We start from the raw sequence: 21,830 nt of genomic DNA on the forward strand, positions 1-21,830 counted from the left end.
AGAAAAAGGCGCGACTTGGAGAGGGACCATTTATGAAGAAGACCGTGCTCGTCGTCATGGCGACGGCTTTGCTCGTGAGCGCCTGCACCACCACCGATCCGTATACGGGCGACCAGAAGATTTCCAACACGGCCGCCGGTGCCGGTCTCGGCGCCCTCGCAGGCGCGAGCCTCGGTCTGCTTGCCGGCGGCAATGACCGCCGCAACGCGCTGATTGGCGCTGGCATCGGTGCGCTGGCCGGTGGCGCCATCGGCGCGACAATGGATCAGAACGAGGCGGAATTGCGCCGGCAGCTCCAGGGCACCGGCGTCAGCGTCACCCGCAGCGGCGACCAGATCATCCTCAACATGCCGTCCGACATCACCTTCAATGTAGATCAGGATGCGGTGAAGCCCGGCTTCTATCCGGTGCTGAATTCCGTCGCACTGGTGCTGAAGAAGTTCCGCCAGACGACCGTCGATGTCTTTGGCCATACCGATTCGACGGGCGGTGAGCAGCACAATTTCGATCTGTCGCAGCGCCGTGCGCTGGCGGTTGCCAACTATCTGTCCGGGCAGGGAGTCGATCAGCGCCGCTTCGCCGTTACCGGCTTCGGCAAGACGCGTCCGATCGCGTCCAACGCGACGGCCGAAGGCCGCGCCCAGAACCGGCGCGTCGAGATCCAGCTGTCGCCGCTCACCTGATCGTTCGGCAAGCGAATGCGAAACGGCCCCCACGGGGGCCGTTTTTGTTTGAGGCACTTCGGTGCTCTTCAGGCTGGCGCGCCAGAGAATTAGCTATCTCTAAATAACGGCTTTCCCACGGGCTTGGAAAGGAATAGCATCATTGCTGTTCCAGAGGGGATGAGGCGGTACAGCTTGGCCGCGCAATCAAACATTTTCCCGCCTCGGTCTTGCACGGCCAGATGAATATCTGGGAGGAATGCATGACAAGAAAAGCTCGCCTTGGGCGTTGCGGCGTCCTCGTTTTGGCCGGCCTTCTCGGCGTATCGTTCGACGCTGCCACGGCCCAGGCCGAAGAAGCCAACAAGGCCGACATCGAAGCGTTGAAGAAATCGTTGGCCAAGTATGAAGACTACACCGCGGCTGTCCGCGACCTCTATCTGTCGACCGTCGGGTGCGTTTACTATGCCGGCGAAAAGATATCCGGCGCGATGTTTTATCCGAAAGGGGCCATGGGCATCCATTTCGTCAACGTCCCAAGTGTCGGCCAGAAACTCGACCCGATGAAGCCCAACGTCCTGATCTACGAGCCGACCAAGAAGGGTCTGAAATTGGTCGGCGTGGAATGGCTGGTGCCTTTGACGCCGGATATCAAAGAGCCGCCGAAGCTGTTTGGCCAGACCTTCATGGGACCGATGGAGGGACACTATCCGCTCATCCCGAGGGAGTTCGTCCACTACGATCTTCACGCCTGGCTGTTCAGGGATAATCCGAACGGCATGTTCAGTCCGACGAACCCGAACGTGAAATGCAACAAGGCCGAGTTTCCGATGCTGGAGAAACCGACCAAGATGATGCCTGGGCCAATGTAACGGGCGAGGCAAGCCAACCCTGGGCATCCAGGAGTGGCGCCGGTTTCAGCAGAGCGACATGCATGAAGCGTGTCGTCCAGGCTGGGAGCCGATGCATTTTTTGAGTTCGTCGGGAGGGCATGCCGGCTGGCCGGCCTGCCCTCGAAAGCGGTCCGGATTATACCTTGGCGACGATGCGCATGAAGGCCGGCATGTCGTCGCCGAAGCCCACGGTCGCGTCGTTGTCTTCCTGCCGGTGGCGGGCAGGGCGGTTGCCATCGCGCTGCGGCCTGGTATCGCCTCGTTCCGGCGCGCGATCCGCGGAGCCCTTGCGCTCGCCATTTTCCGAGCGGATTGCATCCTTGCGCGCGCGCCTGTCGCCGATATCGGCGACAGGCGTCTCGGCCACATCGGCCTGTTCCTGCTGTGCGATTACCGGAGGGGTATCTTCCTCGCCATGTCTGGCGCGGCGTTCGCCGCCCTTCTTGCGCTCGCCCCTGTCCTTGCGATCATCGTCCTTGCGGCCGGCGCGGCGCGGCGCGCCTTTGCCCCGGCGCGGCGCATCGTCTTCACCCTCGCTGGCGACCACGGTCGACAGGTCACCGTCATGCCACTCGATCTTGTTGCCGATAAGCCGTTCGATGGCGTCGATATACTTGGTGTCGGACTTGGTCGCGATGGTGAAGGATTTGCCGGAGCGCCCGGCGCGGCCCGTGCGGCCGATACGGTGGACATAGTCCTCGGCATGGATCGGCACGTCATAGTTGAAGACGTGGCTGACATCGGGGATGTCGAGTCCGCGCGCGGCGACGTCCGAAGCCACGAGATAGCGAAGCTTGCCGTCACGGAAATTGGCCAGCATCTGCATACGGGCACGCTGGTCCATGTCGCCATGCAGGGCGCCAGCATCGAAATCATACTTCAGCAGCGAGCGGAACAGTTCCGACACCTCGACCTTGCGGTTGCAGAAGATGATGGCGTTCTTCAGCTCCGCGTCCTCGGCCCGTATCAGGTTGCGCAACGTCTCGCGCTTGTCCCACGGCTTGGAGCCGGATTTGACCAGCCGCTGGATAATGTTGGTGGCGGCGGACGCAGCCTTGGAAACCTCGACACGCACCGGTGCGTGGAGGAATTTTTCCGTCAGCTTGGTGATCTCAGGCGGCATGGTCGCCGAGAAGAACAGCGTCTGCCGGGTGAACGGGATCATTTCGCAGATCCGCTCGATATCGGGAATGAACCCCATGTCCAGCATGCGGTCGGCCTCGTCGATGACGAGGATCTCGACGCCATTGAGCAAAAGCTTTCCGCGTTCGCGGTGGTCGAGCAGGCGGCCGGGGGTCGCGATCAGCACGTCGGCGCCACGCTCCAGTTTCTTGTCCTGTTCGTCGAACGATACGCCGCCGATCAGAAGCGCGATGTTGAGCTTGTGATTCTTGCCGTATTTGACGAAGTTTTCCTCGACCTGCGCGGCAAGCTCACGCGTCGGCTCCAGGATCAGGGTGCGCGGCATACGGGCGCGGGCGCGGCCTTTTTCCAGCCGAGTCAGCATCGGCAGCACAAAGGAGGCGGTTTTGCCGGTGCCGGTCTGGGCTATGCCCAGCACGTCCTTGCCGAGCAGGGCGTGCGGGATGGCACCGGCCTGGATCGGAGTCGGCTGCGTGTAGCCGGCATCGGTAACTGCGGAAAGCACCTTCGGCGACAGGCCGAGGTCTGAAAAGGTCAACGCTTCTTGAGCGATCGTGGTGTCTGAGGACAAGTGTTGTTGTCTTTGGCTGGTTCGGGGAGGCGCAACGTTATTCGTCGCGGCAAGCGCCACGCGCTTGCAAGATTGGCATTGCGATTAGGCGCAAGTCCGCGATTTGTCAACAGAAACGGGCGGGATTGGCGCGATTGTGAACTTGTAACCTTAATCGCTATGCCTAATACGGCCGCTTGTCTGTGTGCCGGCTCAGTAACGGAACTGTTCGGCCAGGATGCGCTCGTTCCAGGAATGATTGGGATCGAACAGCAATGTTGCCGTTGCTGTCGGCGACTCGCGAACCGTTACCGAGGTCACCGCCTTGACCTCCGTATGGTCGGCGGCGGCGTTCACCGGTCGCTTTTCCGGCTCCAGAATGTCGAAGCGTACGGTCGCCTTGTTGGAGAGCAATGCGCCACGCCAGCGGCGCGGGCGAAACGGGCTGACCGGCGTGAGCGCCAGCAGTGGGGCGTCGAGCGGCAGGATCGGCCCATGCGCGGAAAGATTGTAGGCGGTCGATCCGGCCGGCGTCGCGATCATCACGCCATCGCAGTTCAGCTCTTCAAGCCGTATCTGCTCATCGATGGTGATGCGAATCTTGGCGGTCTGGTAGGACTGGCGCCAAAGCGCCACCTCGTTGATCGCCAGTGCGGAAACCGTTTCACCCTCCGAGGTGACGGCTTGCATCTCCAGCGGGCGGATCGTCTCGGCGACGGCGGCCGCGATGCGTTCGGTGAGGCCGCCGGAACGATACTCGTTCATCAGGAAACCGATGGTGCCACGGTTCATGCCGTAGACTTTCTTTCCCGTCCCCATCGTGTCGCGCAGTGTCTGCAGCAGGAAGCCGTCGCCGCCCAGAGCCACGACAACCCCGGCATCCGCGACGGGACATTGGCCATAACGCGCCGACAGGCTCTCCAGCGCCGCCTTGGCGTCTGCTGTGTCGGACGAGACGAAGGCGATGCTGTTGGCGGCTGTGCTCATGGCTCCCCGATCGCGACCGATTGGCGGCGGCGGGTCTGGCCGCGCAGCGCCGGGGTAGCATGGTGCGGGCGGGTCTGCAAAGGGAGCCATCGTGCCGGCCGGCAAGACCATGCCGCGACGGCATCGCCCGCACCGGCAGGTCGCGCTTCATGTCATGGCTTGAGCGAATGTGATGGTTAAGAGGGGGCTTAAGCTCTCGTAAAGCCCGATCGATCATGTTAGCCGGCATGGGTGGCGTGGGGCGCCCGCAGCATCGCTGTATCCTTCGGGAGACCAAGAGGGGCGCTGTGGCACTTTTGTTTTGTGCGCAAGATCTCCTGGACGATTCCGGTCTTCGGGGGCACGCACCAGCCAGACGAGGCCGACATATTGCCGGTAACACGCCTGATCATCGTCTTTGTCATGCTGGGTAGCTTCGCGCTGGTCTTCGCCGAGCTTGTGCGCCGGTCCGAAGAATTGAGCATCAGGCCACAGCCCGCGGCGTCGCGCTGCGGCGATGCCGCGGGAATGCCTTGCCCGCAAAAGGCACTGTAGCCCGCGGAAATACGTTTACCCATCCGCACTATATATCCGGTGATGGTCTCATCCTCGGACAACCGGCCCGCGGCCGGCGCGAAACAGTTTGATCGTTGCAATTGCGGCATCGATGGAAGCACTGCTAGAAGTCCTTCGGATCTGGATAGGACAGGTTCCCATACTCTTTGGGAAACGGGCCTACCGGGACGTTGAACGAAGAGTTTCTGGAGGGAATGCGCATGCCACGCAGCGTGTTGGTTTCTGGTGGCTGCGGCTTCATTGGCTCCCATCTTGTCGATCGCCTGTTGCGGCGCGATGATCTGGAAACGCTTGTTGTCGTCGACAATCTGTGGACCGGATTGCAAGACAACATTGCCCATGTCTCGGACCCGCGGTTCAGCCTGCGGATCGCCGATGCCGAGAGCTTCACCGCCAGCCAGCATTTCGACGAGATCATCCATCTGGCGTCACCAGCTTCGCCTGTGTGGTACATGCGCGAGCCGGCGCGCACGATCAGGGCCAACATAGGCGGCGCGCTCAATCTTCTGTCGCTGCTCAAGCCTGGCGGTCGCTTCTGCTTCACCTCGACTTCGGAAGTCTATGGCGATCCTCTGGTCTCGCCGCAGCCGGAGACCTATCGAGGATCCGTGGACTGTACCGGGCCGCGGGCCTCCTATGACGAGAGCAAGCGCTGCACCGAGGCGCTGCTGTTCGAAGAGCAACGCGTCAGCGGCCTCGACTTGCGCGTCGTCAGGCTGTTCAACACCTATGGGCCGCGAACGCGTATCGATGACGGCCGCGCCGTTTCGAATTTTGTCAGCCAAGCCCTGACCACGGGAATCCTGACCGTCTATGGCGATGGCTCGCAATCGCGCAGCTGGGGCTACATCGACGATATCGTCGATGGGTTGGAGCGGTTCTTCTGGCGCGACGGCATCTCGCATCGGGGCCCCTTGAACATCGGCAACAATCGCGAGGTCTCGGTTCTCGAGACCGCGAAATTCGTCAGTTCGCTTGTTCCGGGCAGCCGCATCGAACACCATCCGCCTGTCCCGCAGGATCCCACAAACCGGTGCCCTGACCTGACCATGGCAAGACAGGTGCTTCCCGATTGGGAGGCAAAAACCGGCTACCAGGAGGGGATCCAGCGCACCTTCGAATGGTTCCGCCGGCAGCTTGCGACCGACGGGAGATCGGTGGCATCAGCCTGAGCGGCTGATTTTTTACGAGTCAGGCCAGACCCGTCATGGCGACCGCGAGACAGAATCGAGCTTGCCGGTAAAGTAGGGTTCAAGCACGGTTTCGAAAGCCTTCAAGGCCGCGCCGATCGCCTGGTGCATGTCGAGATACCGGTAGGTGCCCAACCGTCCGCCCAGATGCAGGTATTTCTCGGCGGCCGCCCGTTCGAGATAGCGACGGTAAACCGCCTGATCCCGGCGTGTATCGATCGGATAGTAGGGCTCGTCGGCGCGGCCGGCAAAACGGGAATACTCGCGGCCGATGAGTGTCTTGTCGCTCTTGTGCTGACGTTCCGGATTGAAATGCCGGAATTCGACCACGCGGGTGTAGGGCACGGTTTCGTCGGCATAGTTCATGATCGCCGTGCCCTGATGATCCGGCGTGTCCATGACCTCGAGATCGATGTCGATGGTCCGCCAGCCGAGCTCGCCCTCCGAATAGTCGAAATAACGGTCGATCGGACCGGTGTAGACGACCGGCAGGTCTTTTGGCAGCAAGGGTTTGATATCGAAAAAATCGACGCCAAGCCGTGTTTCGATGAGCTCATGCGCGAGCATCTTTTCGAAGATCGCCGTATAGCCATCCACCGGTTGGCCCTGGAAACGGTCGTTGAAGTAGCCATCCTCGAACGTGTAGCGGACCGGCAGACGGGCGATGATCTGCGCCGGCAGTTCGCGCGGATCCGTCTGCCATTGCTTGGCGGTGTAGCCCTTGATGAAAGCCTCGTAGAGCGGACGGCCGACCAGCGAGATCGCCTTCTCCTCGAGATTGGCCGGCGGGCGATCGCCAAGCTCCACCGCCTGTCCGGTGATCATGCCGCGCGCCTCGTCCGGGCTCAGCCGCTTGCCGAAGAACTGGCAGATCGTGGCAAGGTTGATGGGCAGCGGATAGACCTTGTCGCGATAGGTCGAAAATGCGCGATGGCGATAGGCCGTGAAGCCGGTGAAGCCGCGCAGGTAATTCCAGACCTCTTCATTGGATGTGTGGAACAGATGCGGCCCGTAGCGGTGGATCTCGACGCCGGTGGCGGGATCCTCCTCGGTGTAGGCATTGCCGCCGATGTGCCGGCGCCGGTCGATCACCAGCACGCGCCGGCCGAGTTGCGTGGCGATGCGCTCGGCGAGCGTCGCGCCGTAAAAGCCCGCGCCGACAATGAGAATGTCGGCTTCGCTGAGCAGGTTCTTGTCCATTCCCGGATCTGCCGACTTATGGTTAGAGTTTGATCTGAGACAGTTCGACCGGCCTGGAATACTGCCTGCGCAGCAGGTGCCAAAGTCGCCTTTTCCACTTGTGCAGCTGACGAAAAGCTCTTCGGCCCAGAACATAGTCAGCCACCATGCGCAAGCCGATAATCGGCCGCGATCGCCAACGCCTGCCTTTGAGATCAACGGCCTCGTAAGACAGGGGAAAGAACTCGCCAAATCCATATCGCAACCCGAGTTGGCGGAGTTCCGACTCCGCCGTGTGGCCGGACCCGAGCATCGTGGTAGCCAAGTGAACTCCAACTGGCCGCGTGTGGCGGACAGGTAAGGCGTCGAATACGGCGGATGTTCCAAGGTTTCGTACGGCAAGCCGCGTCCACAAGGAGTCGAGACCGAAACCCCCCATGGAGTGTTCGAAAAGCGGTAGCATCTTGGCCACGATGTCGGACCTTATGCAGGGAGCCATGACCTCGATCTTGTCGACCAGGCGAAATTCGAAACTCTTGCAGCGAAGAAACGGCAGGTGGGTGTAATAGCTATCCAGCGTCAGTGCTGGCTGGCCGACGTGCAGGTCGAACCGGCGCATATTGACGAACAAAGCTTCGATGGTCGCCCGGTCGGCCTCGATATCGTCGTCCGGGAACCAGATATATCGGTAGTGATCTAGCAGTTCGGGCCGCTCCGCGAACAGAGCGTGTATGCCGTCCCATTTTCCGCCCTTGTAATCGACACGGTTTTCACAAGGCAGACGAAACGCTGACGGATCGCTGCCGTAGTAGCTGACTATCAAATCGAATTCACAGCGAGGATCGTCCGCCCCCCATCCGCGATGAAGAGAGTTGTCATCGGCCCTGACGACGACGAGATTGCGGCAGGCTGCGTTTGTCATGGGCCCGGAATCGGCGTTTGTGCCTTGGTCTCTGCTACTGTCATGGCGAGCCCCTACACCAAAGCCGGATGAATGCGAAGAGCCACGAATGGAGGGATTCTCGTCTGGCATTGTGCAGACGGATGTCTTGCGCCGTGCTTCTCGGCTCGTCGAAGCGTCGAACCTCTCTATCGCTCAGGCCTGCGCGGAAAACCGTTTCACACTTTTCCAGGACTTGCTTTAGGCTTGCCATGGGTCGCTGGCCGACCAGGACAAGCGACCATTGCTGGCAGGACCTCATGAAGCTGATTGTTGTGACCCCGGCAGGCCGCGAGAAGTACCTACGCCTGCTCAGCCACCATGTTCTGAAAAGTCCTGAGGTGCACGAATGGCATCTGTGGGACAATTGCCGCAACGAAGCCGATCGGGCCTATCTCCAGCGATTGGCTGCCAGCGATCCGCGCTGCAAGATAAAGACGGTTCCGAGCGCCGACGGCAGCATCGATGTCATCGGCAGATTCTTTCGCTTCTGTGACGATGCCGACGCTCTCTATCTGCGCCTCGACGACGATGTGGTCTTTCTGGAGGAGGGCTTCCTTCCCAGGTTCAAGGCGCGGGCCCTGGCGGAAAAGGGAGCGGCCCTCTGGTATGCGCCGCTCATCATCAACAACGCGGTCTGCAACAGCTTGATCAAGAATCTTTCCAGGGTCCTGATCGAGGGACCGCTCACCTGCCAGGCGATGTGTCCCTATTCCTGGGCTCATGCAAGCTTTCCAGAGGCGCTTCATCCGGTCTTCATCGAGGCTGTCCGGACGAACCGGCTGGGTGATTTCCGTGTGCCTGACCGGGAAATCAGACTGGGACGCTTCTCGATCAATGCGATCGGTTTTTTCGGGTCGGATATCCTGGAGACCGGCGAGCTTTTCTTCCCGCCGGGAAATGACGAGGAGGAATGGCTGTCAGCGACCTTGCCGACGAAGCTCGATCGGCCGGGAAAGGTTTTCGGCGATCTGGTCGCCGCGCATTTCAGCTTCTTCACCCAGGAGCAGCGTCTGCTGCAGACCAGCATCCTTGACGACTATTATGCGCTCGCCGGCCTGCCGGCTCCGCTTTACGAGAAGCCGGTTGTCCAAACGAGATTGAAGGACCGTCTGAGACCGTGGCGCAAGCCAAGGAATCGCGGTCCGAACTATCGGATTTCACTTCCCGCCAGCAGGGATGGCTGAAGCCCCGCGCGGCCTTCATCCGCTGCTCACTGTGTAGAACCGTGGCGGGTGACGGACAGCGACACGGCAATGCCGGTGTAAAGATATTGACTGTATAGTTAGTTATAATCTAGCTTCAGACCAATGACCAAGTTGGCCAGCTGGCATCCGCAGTGAATGGCCGCGAAGAGGGGAATTTTGACTGCCGGTCGGCTCGCCATGGGCTGAATGGCATCGCCAGGCTTGTTCATCAGCAGGAGACGGACCGAGGCGGCAACGCGGCCGGTCCCAACAATGGGAGCACTAGCATGAAATGGAAACTGACCGCGGCGGCCCTGGGGCTGTCGCTGCTTGCCGCGACAGGCGCGGCCCGCGCCGATGGCGAACTCAACATCTACAACTGGGGCAACTACACCAGTCCGGACCTCATCAAGAAGTTCGAGGAGACCTACAAGATCAAGGTCACCGTAACGGACTACGATTCCAACGACACCGCATTGGCCAAGGTCCGCCAGGGCGCATCCGGCTATGACATCGTGGTGCCGTCAGCCAGTGTCGTGCCGATCTGGATCAGCGAAGGTCTGCTGATGGAAACCGATCCCAACAAGATGGAGAACTTCAAGAATGTCGATCCGCGATGGGTCGATGTGCCCTTCGATCCGGGCCGCAAATACACAGTCCCATGGCAGTGGGGCACGACAGGCATTTCGGTGAACAAGTCGGTCTATGCCGGCGACCCGAACACGTCAGCGATCTTCCTCGACCCGCCGCCTGAGCTCGTCGGCAAGATCAATGTCGTGCCCGAAATGGGTGACATCATGTTTCTCGCCATCGCCTACGAGGGCGGCAAATACTGCACCGACGACATGCAGGTGCTGAAGAAGGTGCACGACAAGCTGGTCGAGGCAAAGGCGAAGTGGCTGTCACTGGACTATGCGGCTGTCGACGGCCTGGGCAGGGGCGACATTGCCGCCGGCGTCAACTGGAACGGCATATCGCTGCGCGAGCGGCTCGAGAACGCCAAGATCGTCTACGGCTATCCCAAGGAAGGTTTCCCGATCTGGATGGACAATGTAGCCGTCCTCAAGGACGCCAGGAATGTCGAGAACGCCAAGCTCTTCCAGAACTTCATCATGGACCCGAAGAATGCCGCGATGATTTCGGCTTTCGCCCGCTATGCAAACGGCATCAAGGGCTCCGAGGCTTTCATGCCGGATGACATGAAGACGGCGCCCGAAGTGGCAATTCCGGCTGAATTCGCCGCCAAGGGCCAGTTCATGCCGGCCTGTCCACCGGATGTGCAGGCGCTCTACACGAAGATTTGGACCGACCTCCAGAAATAGCGCCGCCAACACCAACGAACAGCCACCGGACCGCGATGCGCGGTCCGGCAACCCTTCATGCCAAGTGCGATCTCACGATCGCGGGAGACTTCCGATGTCCGATCTCGACCTTTGCTACATGCCGGCCAATGAGGCGCTGCGGCTGTTCAAGGCGAAGAAACTGTCGCCCGTCGAATTGATGCGGGCCACCATCAGTCGTGCCGAAGCCACCAGATCGGCGATCAACTGCCACACCTTCACGCATTTCGAGGAAGCGATGGAGCTGGCCGCCAAGGCCGAGGCGAAATACGCAAAGGGCGCCAGGACCGGCGCGCTCGAAGGGCTGCCCATCGGCATCAAGGACGAGAGCTACATCAAGGGCAAGCCGACCTCGCACGGCTCGCTGCTGTCGAAGGATGCCATTGGTGGCCACACCTCGACCATGAACGAACGCATCATGAAGGCTGGCGGCATCGTCCATGCCCGCACGGCGACACCGGAATTCAGCTGCGCCGGCTATACTTGGTCGAAGCGGTGGGGTGTCACCCGCAATCCATGGAATCGCGACTTCACGCCGGGCGGCTCCTCAGGCGGTTCGGCTGCAACGCTCGCTTCCGGCACATCGGCGATCGCCACCGGCTCTGACATCGCCGGGTCCATCCGCATTCCCGCCTCGGCCTGCGGTCTTGTCGGCTTCAAACCGCCTTACGGCCGCAATCCGGACGAGCCGCCCTTCAACCTCGATTTCTATTGCCACACCGGGCCGCTGGCGCGAAACGTCAGGGATGCGATCCTGCTGCAGAATGTCATGGCCGGACCAAGCCCCCTCGACATCGCCACGCTGCGTCCCAAACTGCGCCTGCCGCTCGACTACAAGCCGATCAAGGGCTGGAAGATCGCTTTTTCGATGGATCTCGGTTCCTTTGAAGTCCATCCCGACGTGCGGAAGAATACGCTTGCCGCCTGCGATGTGTTCCGCGCGCTGGGTGCCACGGTCGAGGAGGTCGATCTCGGGTGGGGTGATGAAGTGCTCAAGGCCGGCATCGCTTATCTCGAGCACCTGTTCGGGGCCTCCCTGTCGCAACTGCTCAAGAAGCACGGCAAGGACATGACCAGCTATGCCAGGCAGTTCGCAGAGGACGGGCAGAAATCCAAGGCCACGGAGTTTGTCGCGACCCTCGATGTGGCGGCACGGATGTACCAGACGCTTGGTCCGTTGCTCGAGACCTACGACGTGCTGATCTGCCCGACGAACGCGCTTCCCGCGGTGCCGGCGGAGTTCGACCAGACCAGTGACAAGGTCGAGATCAACGGCAAAGAGGTGAACCCCTCGCTGGGATGGGTGATGACGACGCCGTTCAACATGCTGAGCCGCTGCCCGGTCCTGACCATACCGTCGGGCCGCGCCGCCAATGGCGTGCCGACTGGCATTCAGATCGTCGGCCGCACCTATAGCGACGCCGATGTCTTCCGGGCAGGGTTGGCCTATGAAACGGCGCAGGGCCAATGGTATGGAAACGCGCGGACACGGCCGGCGCTTTGAGCGATTTCCGCGATGAGCCGGCGTGCCATATGCCGAAGTAACTTATGCGGCGGGATAGTTCCGCCGCCGGTCCGAAAGGCCTGACGAAATGGCGCAACGCAAGCCAACGGCAAAGCCGGAGAAACGTAAGGCTGTGGCAACGAAGGGCGCGGCAAACGATGCGGCGCCGCCCAGGGACCGTCGGCGCGAGCGTGGCGAAGCGAGTGTGCAGCGCATCATCGACGCCACCATCGAGCTCATCGCGGAGGAGGGCCTGGCGAGCGTCACCATGCAGCGCATCGCCGAACATGTCGGCTCGTCCAATGCGCTGGTCGTCTTTCATTTCCGCAGCAAGGAGAATCTGTTCCGGGCGGTGCTGCAGTATCTCAGCGATCAGTATGATGCGCTCTGGGTCACGCTGGTGCGGGCACCCGGCCTGTCGCCGGTTGAACGGTTATTGGGCGCGGTCGATTGCGCGCAACGCTTCGCCCGGCAGCACCCGAAATGGGTTTCTGTCTTCGTCGTGTTCTCCAGCGACCGCAAGAGCATGCAGATTTACAATGAAATCGGCCTGCCGAGCGACCTGGCCTACACCGCCGAAGCGCGCGAGCTGCTGGTCGAGATTTCGCGAAGCGGCGGCTACGCTGGCGTCGACATACAAACCTTGTCCGAGAGCCTGAATTATCTGGTTCACGGCGCGTGGTATTGGGATCACCTGAACCCTTCCAGCCGTGACACGGATGTGCTGCGCAAGACCATGCTGCTCCTGCTGCATCAGGCATTTCCACGGCATTTCGAATTGATGCGTTGATCTGACTACGGGGACTGCCGCAGATGGCAGCCTGCCTGCCGCTTCCGCGCCAGGTATTCGTCTATAAGCTGGCGGTAGCGCACCTTGCCGAAGCTCGGAAAATGGCCGCCATGCACGACCGAGACATCAAGGTCGCGCATGGCGAGCAGTGTCGCCACATAGTCCGGGACATCCGAGTGGTAGGCGTCGTCGATCAGCGGGCCATCATAGACGATGTCGCCGGACAGCAGGATGCCGGTCTTCTCCTCGTAGAGCGCGATGCCTCCGGGTGAATGGCCGGGTGTGTGGATTACCTCGAAGGCTCGGTCGCCGAGATCGACGACATCGCCATGTAAGAGCAGACGGTCGGCAGGGGCGGGCAGGATCCGGTAGCGGGACGACTCCCAACCCCGCGGCAATCGATCAAACATATCGTCGGTCGCATAGCGGTCAGCCACTGTCCATTCATTGCGCGGATCGGCGAGGATCTCCGCCTCGGCACGGTGCACGCAGCGGTCGGGAAATTCGTGATGGCAGCCGATATGGTCGAAATGCGTGTGGCTGGCGACGCAGGTCAGCTTGCGCTCGCTCACCAAAGGCACATGCGCGCGCAGGCTGAAATGGCCAAGACCGGTGTCGAACAGCAGATCACGGTCGCGGCCGCGCACATGCCAGATGTTGCAGCGGAAGAACGGCTTGATCCATGGCTCGTGGATCAGCGTGACGCCGTCGGCCATGCGGATGGTCTCGTACCAATCAGCGGCGTCGATGGCCGGAAAACTTCCCATTTCAGTCCGCCAAAACGATGATCTGGTCGGTATCGCACGAAACGGCAACCGTGTCGCCGGGCTGAACGGTGGCTGACGCTTGCAGCTTGGCGATGAACTGCAGCGAGGGATCTTCGGCGGAAATGGCAAGCACGCGCTTGAAACTGCCCTGGAAGACCACGTCGCTCACTTCTGCCGTGCCGAGACCCGCGGTACCCGCGGCCCCGCCGAGAATGAGATGCTCCGGCCGTATGGCCAGCGCAATGGCCGAACCCGCGGGCAAAGTGCCGGGCACCAAAACCGGTCCGACAGGCGTCGTGACGGTGATCGTCCTGTCCCTGGCGTCCGTCACCTTGCCGGCAAGGATCGTGCTTTCACCCATGAAGGTGGCCGAAAAGCGCGTCGCCGGCCTGTGATAGACGCGCTCGGGCGGGCCTTCGTCCTCGATGCGGCCATCGTTCATCACCACGCAGTGGTCGGCCAGCGCCATCGCCTCCTCTTGGTCGTGGGTGACATGGATGAACGCGGTGCCGACGCGTTTCTGGATCGCTTTCAATTCGTCCTGCATCTGCCGGCGCAGTTTGAGGTCGAGCGCACCGAGCGGCTCGTCGAGCAGCAGAACCGCCGGCTCGATCACCAGCGCACGCGCCAGCGCCACGCGCTGCCGCTGGCCGCCGGAAAGCTGGTGCGGCTTCTTGTCGAAGGCGGAGCCCAGCCCGACCAGCGCCAGCGCCTCGCGCGCCCGGGCGGCGCGTGTCGCGCCGTCGACGCCCTGCATGCGCAGCCCAAACCCGACATTGCCACCGACGCTCATATGCGGAAACAGTGCGTAGTCCTGGAACACGGTCGTCGTCGGGCGCCTGGCCGGCGGCGTCGAGGTGCAGTCCGCGCCGCGGATGAACACCTTGCCCTCGCTGGGTGTGACGAAGCCGCCCAGGATAGAAAGCAGCGTCGTCTTGCCGGAGCCGGACGGGCCGAGCAGGATCGTGTAGCTGCCGGGCTCGATCCGCAGCGAGATGTCTTTCAGTACGGCCAGCTGCCCGAAACGGTGCGAGACGTTGCGGATGTCGACCAGGGGCGCGCTCATGCCGGCTTTCTCCGCAACAGGGTCAGTTCGAACAGCACCACCAGCACGATGGAAACGGCGAAGACCAGCGAACCGACGGCGTTGGTTTTCGGGTTGAGGCCGGAGCGCAACAGGTTCCAGATCTCCACCGGCAGCGTGGTATCGAAGCGCGTCAGCAGGAAGGAGATCACGAACTCATCCCAGGAGAAGGTCATCGACAGGAAGAAGCCGGCGAAGATGGCCGGCGCCATCACCGGCACGGTGATGAGGAGCAACACCTTCCATTCCGGCGCGCCGAGATCGCGCCCGGCGCGTTCGATGTTGATCTGGTGGTCGCCCATCTGGCTGTAGATGATGGCGAAGCACAGCGGCAGGTTGATCACGACATGGCCGATGCCGGCCGCCAGCAGCGATTTCGGCACGCCGGCCCAGTTGAACAGCACCAGGAGGCCCATGCCGATGATGAGGTAGCTGACCGTCAGCGGCAGCGTGATCAGACCGCGCAGCAGGCCCGAGCCCGGCAGCACGAAGCGAGCGAAACCCCAGGCCGAGAGGAAGCCCAGCGTGACGGCGGCGGCCGAGGAAAGCACCGCAACCATCAGCGAATTGACCAGCGCCGAAGTCAGCCGGGCGTCGGAGAGCACCGCGTCGTACCAGCGCAGCGACGGGCCGGTGAAGGGCGGAATGGGGAAGGAGGTCGACTGCAGCGAGAACAGCACCAGCACGACAACCGGCAGGAAGATGAAGCCGTAGACGGCAAGCGCATAGACCCAGGAAACGGCGCGGACGAACTGGCGCATGGTCACGCCCGCTCGATCTTCAGCCAGCGCGCGCAGGCAAGATAGGCGATGCTCACCACCGCCATCAGGATGATCGACAGCGCCGAGGCCAGCGGAAAATCGCCGCGCCGGCCGATCTGCATCATCACCAGTTGCGGCATCAGAAGCTCATTATTGCCGCCGAGGATCTGCGGCGTGATGTAGTCGCCGATGCACAGCACGAAGGTGAGGAAGGCGCCGACCATGATGCCGGGCAGGGTCAGCGGCAGGACGACATGCAGGAAGGTCCGCACCGGCCCGGCGCCGAGATCGGCGGCCGCCTTGCGGTAGCTCGGGCTGAGCTGCTTGAGGTTGGCGAAGATGGTCAGCGTCAACAGCATGACGAAGAAATGCACGAAGCCGGTGACGGTGGCCAGGCGCGTATTGGCCAGCTGCAGCGGCTCGGAGATGAGACCCGAACCGGTCAGCACGCGGTTGATGACACCGTTCTGCGCCAGCACCAGCAGCCAGGAATAGGAGCGCACGACATAGGAGGTCCAGAACGGCAGTACGGCCAGCATCAGCGCCAGCCGCTGCCAGCGTTCCGGCACCTGCTCGGCGAGGATCCAGGCGAAGGGATAGGCGAGCAGCACCGAGACCACGGTGACGATTGCCGTCACCTGCAGCGAGTTGACCATCGCCTGCCAGTAGGACGGGTTGGTGAAGAACTGGCTGTAATTGGCAAGTGTGAAGCCGCCGCCTTCATGCGCCGTGAGGCTGGAAAACCCCATGGCGATGAACGGCAGCACGAAGAACAGCAGCGTCCAGCCAAGCGCCGGCGTGACCAGCGCCCAAGGCAAGGCGCGACCCGCCCGTGGCGGGGCACGCCCGTTGTGTCCAGCGGAGCTCATCAGCGGCGGGCGCTCACTTCGCCTGCAGCATTTCAGTCCACATATCCTGCATCTTCTTGTCGAGTTCGGCATTCGGCGCCGGATAGGACTGGGCGCGGGCAAGGAAACCCGGCTGCTCGTCGAAACGCAGGATCTTCTTCTGATCGTCGGTCAGCGCTGCCTTGGTGTTCGACGGCATGCCCCAATAGCAGGAGGAAGTGGCAAGCCGCGCTTGGCCTTCCGGGCTCAGTATGTACTGGATGAACTTCAGCGCCATGTCCTTGTTCTTGGAATCCTTGAACATGGCCAGCGACTGCGACCAAAGCACCGCGCCCTCTTTCGGGATCGAAAAATCCAGCGCCGGGTTTTCCTTCGCCAGCCCCGCCGTCACCCATTCGCCGCCGCCGACCAGAATATCGACTTCGCCGGTGGCGAGTGCCGTCTGGCTGGCGGTCACTTCGCCGACCAGCTTGGCGTTGGCCTTCATCTTGAGGAGCTCTTCCTTGAGGGCGGGCAGGTCGGCTTCGGTGAGGTCAGCCGTCTTCTTGCCGATGGCGAGCGCCGCCATGCCGATGACGGGCAGGTAGTAATCGTAGATGGCAACCTTGCCCTTGTATTTGTCTGATGTCAGCGATGCCAGGGACTGCATGTCGGCCGGATCGACCTTGGTCTTGTTGAAGCCGATCGTGTTGTAGCCGAACTTTTCGGTGATGCCGTAACGCTTGCCGCCCACCACTGTGGAGCCGTCCATCTTCACCTGTGGGAAGAGGTCGGTGAAGGGCAGTTTGTCTTCCGGCAGCGGCTCGAACAGGCCCTTTTCGACGCCGCGCGGCACGTCGATGCTGTCGATCACCATCACGTCCCAGTCGCCTGGCTGCGACTGCTCGACGATCGCGAGACCGGCGCCGGTGCCCTCGAATTCCTTGACGTTGACCTTGACGTTGTTGGCCTCCTCGAAGGGTTGCAGCAGCGCCGGATCGGAATGGTCGCACCAGATCAGCGCGTTGAGATCGGCGGCCTCGGCGAGGCTGCCGGCGGCAAGCAGCAGTGCCGTGGCGGCGCATGCCGCGTGCAAGTGGCGCTTCAGGACGGACAGCGGATTCCCGGCTGCGGATTTGATGGACATCGAGTGTTCTCCCTTGCCTTTGTGGCTTCTTGCAAAAAATTGAACCAATTCTAAAATTGAGTCAATTCTGTTTTTATGGCAAGAGGCGATATGAGCGGATTGCGGGCAAGGCAAAAGGCGGACCGGCACAGGCGCATCATCGAGGCGGCGGCGGCGCTCTTTCGCGAGGCCGGCTATGAGGGTGCCAAGATCGAGGCAATCGCCGCCCAGGCCGAGGTCTCCGTCGGCACGATCTACAATTACTATGAGAACAAGGGCGACATCCTCGGCGCCATCGTCTCGCTGGAGGTCAACGAGGTGCTCAATGCCGGGCGCGGCGTCGTCGCCCGGCCGCCGGCCAATGTCGGTGATGCGCTGGACACGCTGGTCGGCATCTATATCGAGCACTCGCTACACTATCTCAGCAAGGAGATGTGGCGGCAGGCGATGGCGATCTCGACGCAATTGCCCGACAGCCCGTTCGGCCAGGCCTACACCGCGCTCGACCGCTCGCTCACCGAACAGATCCGCGCGCTGATCGCCAGGTTGCAGCAGATCGGCCTGGTACGGCAGGATATAGACGGGGCAGCCCTGGGCGAACTGATCTTCAACAACATGAACATGATGTTCATCGAATTCGTGAAGCGCGACGAGGCCAGGATACCGGAACTGCGCGCGGCGATACGCCGGCAGAACCGGATATTGGTGGCGGCGATCGGGGTTTAAGGGAGTCAGGAGCAGACAGGAGAAATCCTTGTCTCGGCATCCAACGTCTCTCGATGCGAGGCTCGCCTCTTGAGTTGAAACTGAAATCTGATACAACTTGAGAGGGTATAAAAAGGGGGAGAGGTAGATGGGGGCGTTTTCCATCTGGCATTGGGCGATCGTGCTGCTGTTGATCGGCGTGCCTGTTTTCTTTGCCGTTCGATCAGCCGTGAAGCCGTCGCAGAACCCTGAGGCTCTTGTGGGCTTCGGCGGTTGGCTGATGCTGCTGGCGATCGGTCAGGCATTGTCGCCGCTGCGCACACTGGCCGACTTCGCCAATTCGGCCGACGGCTACCAGCAACTCATGGCCCTCTCCAATGGGCCACTGGTGGTGTATGGCGAGGTTGCCCTCAACCTCGCATTTCTGGCGCTTCAGCTGGTTGTGCTTGTGTCAATGCTTCGGCGCAGCCATCGCTTTCCGCAATTGTTTCTGCTTCAGTGGCTTGCGATCCCTGTCGTCTTTGTCCTGGACACGATCTGGATCGCCTCCATTCTGAGTGTTCCGGTGAGCCAGGTGCTCGCAGGCGATGCGCTGGCGGCACCGATAGTTTCGTTTGTTTTGACAGGCATCTGGGTCGCGTATGTCTACAGGTCCGTCAGGGTGCGGAATACGTTCACCCGGACGAACGTATCGGCCCATCCAGTGGGTGCCTCCTAGGGAGGCCGCGCTCGGAAGATTTGGACGCTCGGGGAATCGTCGGTCAGAGCTGGTGCCCCCGGCAGGAATCGAACCCGCGACCTTCGGTTTACAAAACCGCTGCTCTACCAGCTGAGCTACAAGGGCATGGCGCCCCGTTAGCATATTTCGTGCGTCAGTAAAGACAAAACTCCATTTTCAGTTACCCGCAGCGTGCTGAAATCCACCAAGACGCTTCCTACATAGACACCAGGTGCAATCGCTTCGGACTGGAGTGTCGCATGATCAGGCTTGTCATCATTCTCCCCATCGTCGTCATCGCCTGGATGCTGCTGGTCAAGCTCATCAGCGACGTGAGGAAGGCCAATGTCGACTGGACCGGCGTGACCACGATCATCGGCTTTATCGCGCTCGCCTTCTGGCTGCGTCACATCACGGGCATGGGGTGAGGGTAGTCAACGGCGGGCTGCGACCTCGTGTGATCCGCCTCTCGATCAAGGATCCGGGAGATCATCATGTTCAAGCGCACTCTGACATCAGGCCTCGTTGCCGTTTTCGTCGCCACCGGCGCGCTTGCCGGCACCGTCGGCACGTCGTCTGCTCACGGTATGCATAATCATCATCACAACCATCACCACAAGAAGCACTTCAAGAAGCATTGGTGGTGGCACCACAACCATCATCACCACAAGCACGGCAAGGTGATCATTTTCCTTTGATGGAGGGACCCACTTCTCCTCACAAGGGCGGCTTCGGCCGCCCTTTTTCATTGGATGCGCCCTTCGTTGGATCGTGGGACGAAACGAGAGATACCGGGTGAGGGTACGACCGGGCCGGCTCTGCAAAAAATCGAAAAAAGATTCGAACCTTTTCCTGCGCGGCAACGACAGATGATCAAGAGGCGGATGGATCGCCTCGGTCAACGAAGCAAGGAGATCATCATGTTCAAGCGCACACTCGTTTCCGGCCTCATCGCCACCACCGCCGCCACCACCATGCTGGTCGGTACCGTTCAGCCTTCGGCGGCTCATTCGCATCACCACGACCTCGGCATCGGCATCGCCGCCGGCGTCGGCGGGTTCGTCCTGGGCAGCCTGCTCGCCCAGCAGCCGCCGCGTACCGTCTATGTCGACGAAGACGGCGGTTCCTGGCACGTCCGTCGCTGCTTCGATCGTTACTCCAGCTACGATCCGGACTCCGACACCTATGTCGGTTACGACGGCTATCGTCACTACTGCCGGCTCTGAGGGGAGGACTGTTCAACAACAGAAAGGGGGCTCGCGGGAGCCCCTTTTTCCGTTGGCTCACAAATGCTTACAGTTGGGTTTTCGAGCTGGAATCGGACATTGGCAATCCGGCTGCGCTGCATGTGCTGCCGACAATATGCCTCGTTTCCGAAGCGTCGCCCATGGCGACGAGTTCGAAGCTGCTTCCCGAATCCGGGTAGATCTTGGCAATGAAGGCTTGGTCGCGGCCGTAGCCGCCGGAGGGATCCTTGCCGTTGACGAAGCCGCAGACGACGATCTCCTTGCGGCCGTTCAGCGTCCGCTCGCCGGCAAGCATCCTTCCGAACTTGGCGGAGGCAGGATCCGGCAAGCGCTGACGGATGCCGGTGGTTATGATCTCCTCCAGGGCAAGCGGGATCGGAATGGGTTCGACCCGCTGGCCTCCGCCGGCATCAGGTCGAGGTGCCGCCGCTACGCATCCGCAAAGTGAAGCCGTAAGCACGAGCTGAACCGTTTTCCGCATCCGTGCCCTTTCGCATGCATTCGAACGCCGCGGCAAGGCGGCGTCATGCTGCCGGTGGTTTCCAGCGATTTTGCGAACGTCCAGTCGGCCATTCAAGCGCCAGCAGAGGGGAGAGTGGCCTTGACGAGCAGGACCTCGGGGGACCGGACTGCGACCAGGAACGCATTGCCTGGGCAAGCTGCTGATCAACCGGCTTGCGCGCCGCCGATCATCCTGGTCACTTCGGCCGCGGCACCGCGCACCATCGGGCCGATCTCGGCCAGCCGCTCCGGCGTCACCCGCACGGTCGGCCCCGACACGGAGACACCGCCGATCGGCTCGCCGAATTCGTTGAAGATGGCGGCGGCCACGCAACGCATGCCGGGGTGCCGTTCCTCGTCGTCGACCGACCAGCCGCGTTGCTTGATGACGGCCAGGTCGTGGGCAAGGGCAGGGATCTCGGACAGCGTCTTGTCGGTGAAGCGCTGCAGGCCGGCCTTGCGCAAGATGGTCCCGACGCGCTCCGGTTCGAGATGCGCCAGCACCGCCTTGCCGATGCCCGACGCGTGGAAGGGGCTGCGTGTTCCCGGGCGGAAGAAGGCGCGGATCGCCTGGTGCGTCTCGACCTGGCTGACGAACACCACGCAATCATCCTCGGCGACACCGAGATTGGCGGTCTCGCCGGTCTTTTCCATCAGTTCCTGCATGACGATGCGGGCGCGGTCGACCAGCTTGCGGCGGCGCAGGAACGCCGCGCCCATGCGGTAGGTCTCGACGCCGATCGACCACAACTGGTCTGATGTGTCGAACTCGACCATGCGGTGGTTTTCGAGCGTCGTCAGCATGCGGTAGGCGGTGGAGGCGGCAAGGCCGCTTTGCGCCGATATCTCGCTCAGCGACAGGCCGTTGCCCTCCGCCACGATGGCCAGGATGCGCAACGCCCGGTCGAGCGATTGCACCGAACTGGCCTCGGATGGCCCGTTGAAAGCGCGGGGCCGACCACGCTGCCGTTTCTCGGTGGTTTCCATGACGCCAGTCTCGCCGATTTCTCCAAACGTGCAATGAAAAAGTTTTTCAATTGGGCGGGAGAAAAAATCCTGGAAAACCAAAAAACAAACGAAATCAAGGTATAGGAGCCATTTTATAGAAATGAAAAAATATTCTGGAAAAATTGAAAAATAGCCGGCTTGCTGACATCCTCAGTCATCCAACAAC

Annotated in this window: 24 protein-coding genes and 1 tRNA gene; 13 read left to right on the plus strand and 12 right to left on the minus strand. The window is 61.5% G+C overall.

Going from position 1 to position 21,830, the window contains the following annotated elements:
• The first annotated feature begins 32 nt into the window (after nucleotides 1–32).
• Together AC07SZ_RS29095 and AC07SZ_RS29100 are read left to right on the plus strand one after the other, a co-directional pair.
• Complete coding sequence (locus AC07SZ_RS29095) at nucleotides 33–683, plus strand: YiaD family glycine zipper/OmpA-like lipoprotein (RefSeq protein ID WP_056566487.1); 651 nt, start codon at nucleotides 33–35, stop codon at nucleotides 681–683.
• A gap of 242 nt (nucleotides 684–925) precedes the next feature.
• Nucleotides 926–1,534, plus strand: coding sequence for a hypothetical protein (locus AC07SZ_RS29100; RefSeq protein ID WP_056566857.1), 609 nt, complete (start codon nucleotides 926–928; stop codon nucleotides 1,532–1,534).
• Between the two features lie 157 nt (nucleotides 1,535–1,691).
• On the opposite strand, the gene AC07SZ_RS29105 is transcribed toward AC07SZ_RS29100, so the two are convergent.
• Nucleotides 1,692–3,269: a DEAD/DEAH box helicase gene (locus AC07SZ_RS29105; RefSeq protein ID WP_494916978.1), complete on the minus strand. Its 1,578-nt coding sequence runs from the start codon at nucleotides 3,267–3,269 to the stop codon at nucleotides 1,692–1,694.
• Between the two features lie 192 nt (nucleotides 3,270–3,461).
• Nucleotides 3,462–4,235 (minus strand): NAD kinase, encoded by a 774-nt coding sequence (locus AC07SZ_RS29110; RefSeq protein ID WP_056566482.1) that lies wholly within the window; start codon nucleotides 4,233–4,235, stop codon nucleotides 3,462–3,464.
• Between the two features lie 303 nt (nucleotides 4,236–4,538).
• Here AC07SZ_RS29110 and AC07SZ_RS29115 point away from each other — a divergent pair, with 303 nt between their 5' ends.
• A complete protein-coding gene (locus AC07SZ_RS29115) occupies nucleotides 4,539–4,769 on the plus strand; it encodes a hypothetical protein (protein WP_056566479.1) in 231 nt (76 codons plus the stop codon).
• A gap of 221 nt (nucleotides 4,770–4,990) precedes the next feature.
• On the plus strand, nucleotides 4,991–5,962 hold the full coding sequence (locus AC07SZ_RS29120) for an NAD-dependent epimerase/dehydratase family protein (protein ID WP_494916980.1): 972 nt from the start codon (nucleotides 4,991–4,993) through the stop codon (nucleotides 5,960–5,962).
• 33 nt (nucleotides 5,963–5,995) lie between these two features.
• Here AC07SZ_RS29120 and glf read toward each other — a convergent pair whose 3' ends face one another.
• Together glf and AC07SZ_RS29130 are read right to left on the minus strand one after the other, a co-directional pair.
• Nucleotides 5,996–7,180, minus strand: a complete 1,185-nt coding sequence (gene glf, locus AC07SZ_RS29125) for a UDP-galactopyranose mutase (protein ID WP_494916981.1) — start codon at nucleotides 7,178–7,180, stop codon at nucleotides 5,996–5,998.
• Nucleotides 7,181–7,202: 22 nt separating this feature from the next.
• Entirely contained in the window at nucleotides 7,203–8,081 is an 879-nt protein-coding gene (locus AC07SZ_RS29130) for a hypothetical protein (RefSeq protein WP_056566471.1), read from the minus strand.
• 278 nt (nucleotides 8,082–8,359) lie between these two features.
• Here AC07SZ_RS29130 and AC07SZ_RS29135 point away from each other — a divergent pair, with 278 nt between their 5' ends.
• The 4 genes from AC07SZ_RS29135 (at nucleotide 8,360) to AC07SZ_RS29150 (ending at nucleotide 12,920) form a co-directional block, all read left to right on the plus strand.
• Entirely contained in the window at nucleotides 8,360–9,286 is a 927-nt protein-coding gene (locus tag AC07SZ_RS29135; RefSeq protein ID WP_494916982.1) for a hypothetical protein, read from the plus strand.
• Nucleotides 9,287–9,573: 287 nt separating this feature from the next.
• Nucleotides 9,574–10,608 carry an extracellular solute-binding protein gene (locus AC07SZ_RS29140; RefSeq protein WP_494916983.1) on the plus strand — a complete coding sequence of 345 codons (1,035 nt, stop codon included), beginning with the start codon at nucleotides 9,574–9,576 and terminating at the stop codon, nucleotides 10,606–10,608.
• A 94-nt stretch (nucleotides 10,609–10,702) separates the two neighbouring features.
• A complete protein-coding gene (locus AC07SZ_RS29145; RefSeq protein WP_494916985.1) occupies nucleotides 10,703–12,130 on the plus strand; it encodes an amidase in 1,428 nt (475 codons plus the stop codon).
• A 133-nt stretch (nucleotides 12,131–12,263) separates the two neighbouring features.
• Nucleotides 12,264–12,920 (plus strand): TetR/AcrR family transcriptional regulator, encoded by a 657-nt coding sequence (locus AC07SZ_RS29150; RefSeq protein ID WP_246738834.1) that lies wholly within the window; start codon nucleotides 12,264–12,266, stop codon nucleotides 12,918–12,920.
• A 5-nt stretch (nucleotides 12,921–12,925) separates the two neighbouring features.
• Here AC07SZ_RS29150 and AC07SZ_RS29155 read toward each other — a convergent pair whose 3' ends face one another.
• The 5 genes from AC07SZ_RS29155 to AC07SZ_RS29175 are packed head-to-tail and all read right to left on the minus strand — an operon-like array spanning nucleotide 12,926 to nucleotide 17,506.
• Complete coding sequence (locus AC07SZ_RS29155) at nucleotides 12,926–13,687, minus strand: MBL fold metallo-hydrolase (RefSeq protein ID WP_065005073.1); 762 nt, start codon at nucleotides 13,685–13,687, stop codon at nucleotides 12,926–12,928.
• A 1-nt stretch (nucleotide 13,688) separates the two neighbouring features.
• Nucleotides 13,689–14,753 (minus strand): ABC transporter ATP-binding protein, encoded by a 1,065-nt coding sequence (locus tag AC07SZ_RS29160; protein WP_494916987.1) that lies wholly within the window; start codon nucleotides 14,751–14,753, stop codon nucleotides 13,689–13,691.
• Nucleotides 14,750–15,532 carry an ABC transporter permease gene (locus tag AC07SZ_RS29165; protein WP_494916988.1) on the minus strand — a complete coding sequence of 261 codons (783 nt, stop codon included), beginning with the start codon at nucleotides 15,530–15,532 and terminating at the stop codon, nucleotides 14,750–14,752. The genes AC07SZ_RS29160 and AC07SZ_RS29165 overlap by 4 nt, the downstream gene beginning before the upstream one ends.
• A gap of 2 nt (nucleotides 15,533–15,534) precedes the next feature.
• Complete coding sequence (locus AC07SZ_RS29170; RefSeq protein WP_494916990.1) at nucleotides 15,535–16,401, minus strand: ABC transporter permease; 867 nt, start codon at nucleotides 16,399–16,401, stop codon at nucleotides 15,535–15,537.
• Nucleotides 16,402–16,414: 13 nt separating this feature from the next.
• Nucleotides 16,415–17,506, minus strand: a complete 1,092-nt coding sequence (locus tag AC07SZ_RS29175; RefSeq protein WP_172373932.1) for a polyamine ABC transporter substrate-binding protein — start codon at nucleotides 17,504–17,506, stop codon at nucleotides 16,415–16,417.
• A gap of 90 nt (nucleotides 17,507–17,596) precedes the next feature.
• On the opposite strand from AC07SZ_RS29175, the gene AC07SZ_RS29180 reads away from it, so the two are divergent.
• Nucleotides 17,597–18,211, plus strand: a complete 615-nt coding sequence (locus AC07SZ_RS29180) for a TetR/AcrR family transcriptional regulator (RefSeq protein WP_056566443.1) — start codon at nucleotides 17,597–17,599, stop codon at nucleotides 18,209–18,211.
• Nucleotides 18,212–18,338: 127 nt separating this feature from the next.
• Nucleotides 18,339–18,908 carry a DUF2569 family protein gene (locus AC07SZ_RS29185; protein ID WP_494916993.1) on the plus strand — a complete coding sequence of 190 codons (570 nt, stop codon included), beginning with the start codon at nucleotides 18,339–18,341 and terminating at the stop codon, nucleotides 18,906–18,908.
• A gap of 50 nt (nucleotides 18,909–18,958) precedes the next feature.
• Here AC07SZ_RS29185 and AC07SZ_RS29190 read toward each other — a convergent pair.
• Nucleotides 18,959–19,034 (minus strand) — tRNA-Thr (locus AC07SZ_RS29190).
• A 134-nt stretch (nucleotides 19,035–19,168) separates the two neighbouring features.
• Here AC07SZ_RS29190 and AC07SZ_RS29195 point away from each other — a divergent pair.
• The 3 genes from AC07SZ_RS29195 (at nucleotide 19,169) to AC07SZ_RS29205 (ending at nucleotide 20,134) form a co-directional block, all read left to right on the plus strand.
• A complete protein-coding gene (locus AC07SZ_RS29195) occupies nucleotides 19,169–19,336 on the plus strand; it encodes a hypothetical protein (protein WP_081294726.1) in 168 nt (55 codons plus the stop codon).
• Nucleotides 19,337–19,402: 66 nt separating this feature from the next.
• Nucleotides 19,403–19,606 carry a hypothetical protein gene (locus tag AC07SZ_RS29200; RefSeq protein ID WP_056566437.1) on the plus strand — a complete coding sequence of 68 codons (204 nt, stop codon included), beginning with the start codon at nucleotides 19,403–19,405 and terminating at the stop codon, nucleotides 19,604–19,606.
• Nucleotides 19,607–19,828: 222 nt separating this feature from the next.
• Nucleotides 19,829–20,134 carry a BA14K family protein gene (locus AC07SZ_RS29205; protein ID WP_056566846.1) on the plus strand — a complete coding sequence of 102 codons (306 nt, stop codon included), beginning with the start codon at nucleotides 19,829–19,831 and terminating at the stop codon, nucleotides 20,132–20,134.
• Between the two features lie 67 nt (nucleotides 20,135–20,201).
• On the opposite strand, the gene AC07SZ_RS29210 is transcribed toward AC07SZ_RS29205, so the two are convergent.
• Both AC07SZ_RS29210 and bhcR read right to left on the minus strand, forming a co-directional pair.
• Nucleotides 20,202–20,636, minus strand: a complete 435-nt coding sequence (locus tag AC07SZ_RS29210) for a hypothetical protein (protein ID WP_065005074.1) — start codon at nucleotides 20,634–20,636, stop codon at nucleotides 20,202–20,204.
• Nucleotides 20,637–20,821: 185 nt separating this feature from the next.
• The gene (bhcR, locus tag AC07SZ_RS29215) at nucleotides 20,822–21,643 is read right to left on the minus strand and encodes an HTH-type transcriptional regulator BhcR (protein WP_056566431.1); all 822 of its coding nucleotides are present in this window, start codon (nucleotides 21,641–21,643) and stop codon (nucleotides 20,822–20,824) included.
• Between the last annotated feature and the right edge of the window lie 187 nt (nucleotides 21,644–21,830).

This window comes from Mesorhizobium sp. GW821-FHT07A06, assembly GCF_059419085.1.

Coding starts and splice junctions, on each gene's coding strand:
- AC07SZ_RS29095 (WP_056566487.1), top strand. CDS start 33: ATGAAGAAGACCGTGCTCGTCGTCATGGCGACGGCTTTGCTCGTGAGC.
- AC07SZ_RS29100 (WP_056566857.1), top strand. CDS start 926: ATGACAAGAAAAGCTCGCCTTGGGCGTTGCGGCGTCCTCGTTTTGGCC.
- AC07SZ_RS29110 (WP_056566482.1), bottom strand. CDS start 4,235: ATGAGCACAGCCGCCAACAGCATCGCCTTCGTCTCGTCCGACACAGCA.
- AC07SZ_RS29120 (WP_494916980.1), top strand. CDS start 4,991: ATGCCACGCAGCGTGTTGGTTTCTGGTGGCTGCGGCTTCATTGGCTCC.
- glf (WP_494916981.1), bottom strand. CDS start 7,180: ATGGACAAGAACCTGCTCAGCGAAGCCGACATTCTCATTGTCGGCGCG.
- AC07SZ_RS29130 (WP_056566471.1), bottom strand. CDS start 8,081: ATGACAAACGCAGCCTGCCGCAATCTCGTCGTCGTCAGGGCCGATGAC.
- AC07SZ_RS29135 (WP_494916982.1), top strand. CDS start 8,360: ATGAAGCTGATTGTTGTGACCCCGGCAGGCCGCGAGAAGTACCTACGC.
- AC07SZ_RS29140 (WP_494916983.1), top strand. CDS start 9,574: ATGAAATGGAAACTGACCGCGGCGGCCCTGGGGCTGTCGCTGCTTGCC.
- AC07SZ_RS29145 (WP_494916985.1), top strand. CDS start 10,703: ATGTCCGATCTCGACCTTTGCTACATGCCGGCCAATGAGGCGCTGCGG.
- AC07SZ_RS29155 (WP_065005073.1), bottom strand. CDS start 13,687: ATGGGAAGTTTTCCGGCCATCGACGCCGCTGATTGGTACGAGACCATC.
- AC07SZ_RS29160 (WP_494916987.1), bottom strand. CDS start 14,753: ATGAGCGCGCCCCTGGTCGACATCCGCAACGTCTCGCACCGTTTCGGG.
- AC07SZ_RS29165 (WP_494916988.1), bottom strand. CDS start 15,532: ATGCGCCAGTTCGTCCGCGCCGTTTCCTGGGTCTATGCGCTTGCCGTC.
- AC07SZ_RS29170 (WP_494916990.1), bottom strand. CDS start 16,401: ATGAGCTCCGCTGGACACAACGGGCGTGCCCCGCCACGGGCGGGTCGC.
- AC07SZ_RS29175 (WP_172373932.1), bottom strand. CDS start 17,506: ATGTCCATCAAATCCGCAGCCGGGAATCCGCTGTCCGTCCTGAAGCGC.
- AC07SZ_RS29180 (WP_056566443.1), top strand. CDS start 17,597: ATGAGCGGATTGCGGGCAAGGCAAAAGGCGGACCGGCACAGGCGCATC.
- AC07SZ_RS29185 (WP_494916993.1), top strand. CDS start 18,339: ATGGGGGCGTTTTCCATCTGGCATTGGGCGATCGTGCTGCTGTTGATC.
- AC07SZ_RS29195 (WP_081294726.1), top strand. CDS start 19,169: ATGATCAGGCTTGTCATCATTCTCCCCATCGTCGTCATCGCCTGGATG.
- AC07SZ_RS29200 (WP_056566437.1), top strand. CDS start 19,403: ATGTTCAAGCGCACTCTGACATCAGGCCTCGTTGCCGTTTTCGTCGCC.
- AC07SZ_RS29205 (WP_056566846.1), top strand. CDS start 19,829: ATGTTCAAGCGCACACTCGTTTCCGGCCTCATCGCCACCACCGCCGCC.
- AC07SZ_RS29210 (WP_065005074.1), bottom strand. CDS start 20,636: ATGCGGAAAACGGTTCAGCTCGTGCTTACGGCTTCACTTTGCGGATGC.
- bhcR (WP_056566431.1), bottom strand. CDS start 21,643: ATGGAAACCACCGAGAAACGGCAGCGTGGTCGGCCCCGCGCTTTCAAC.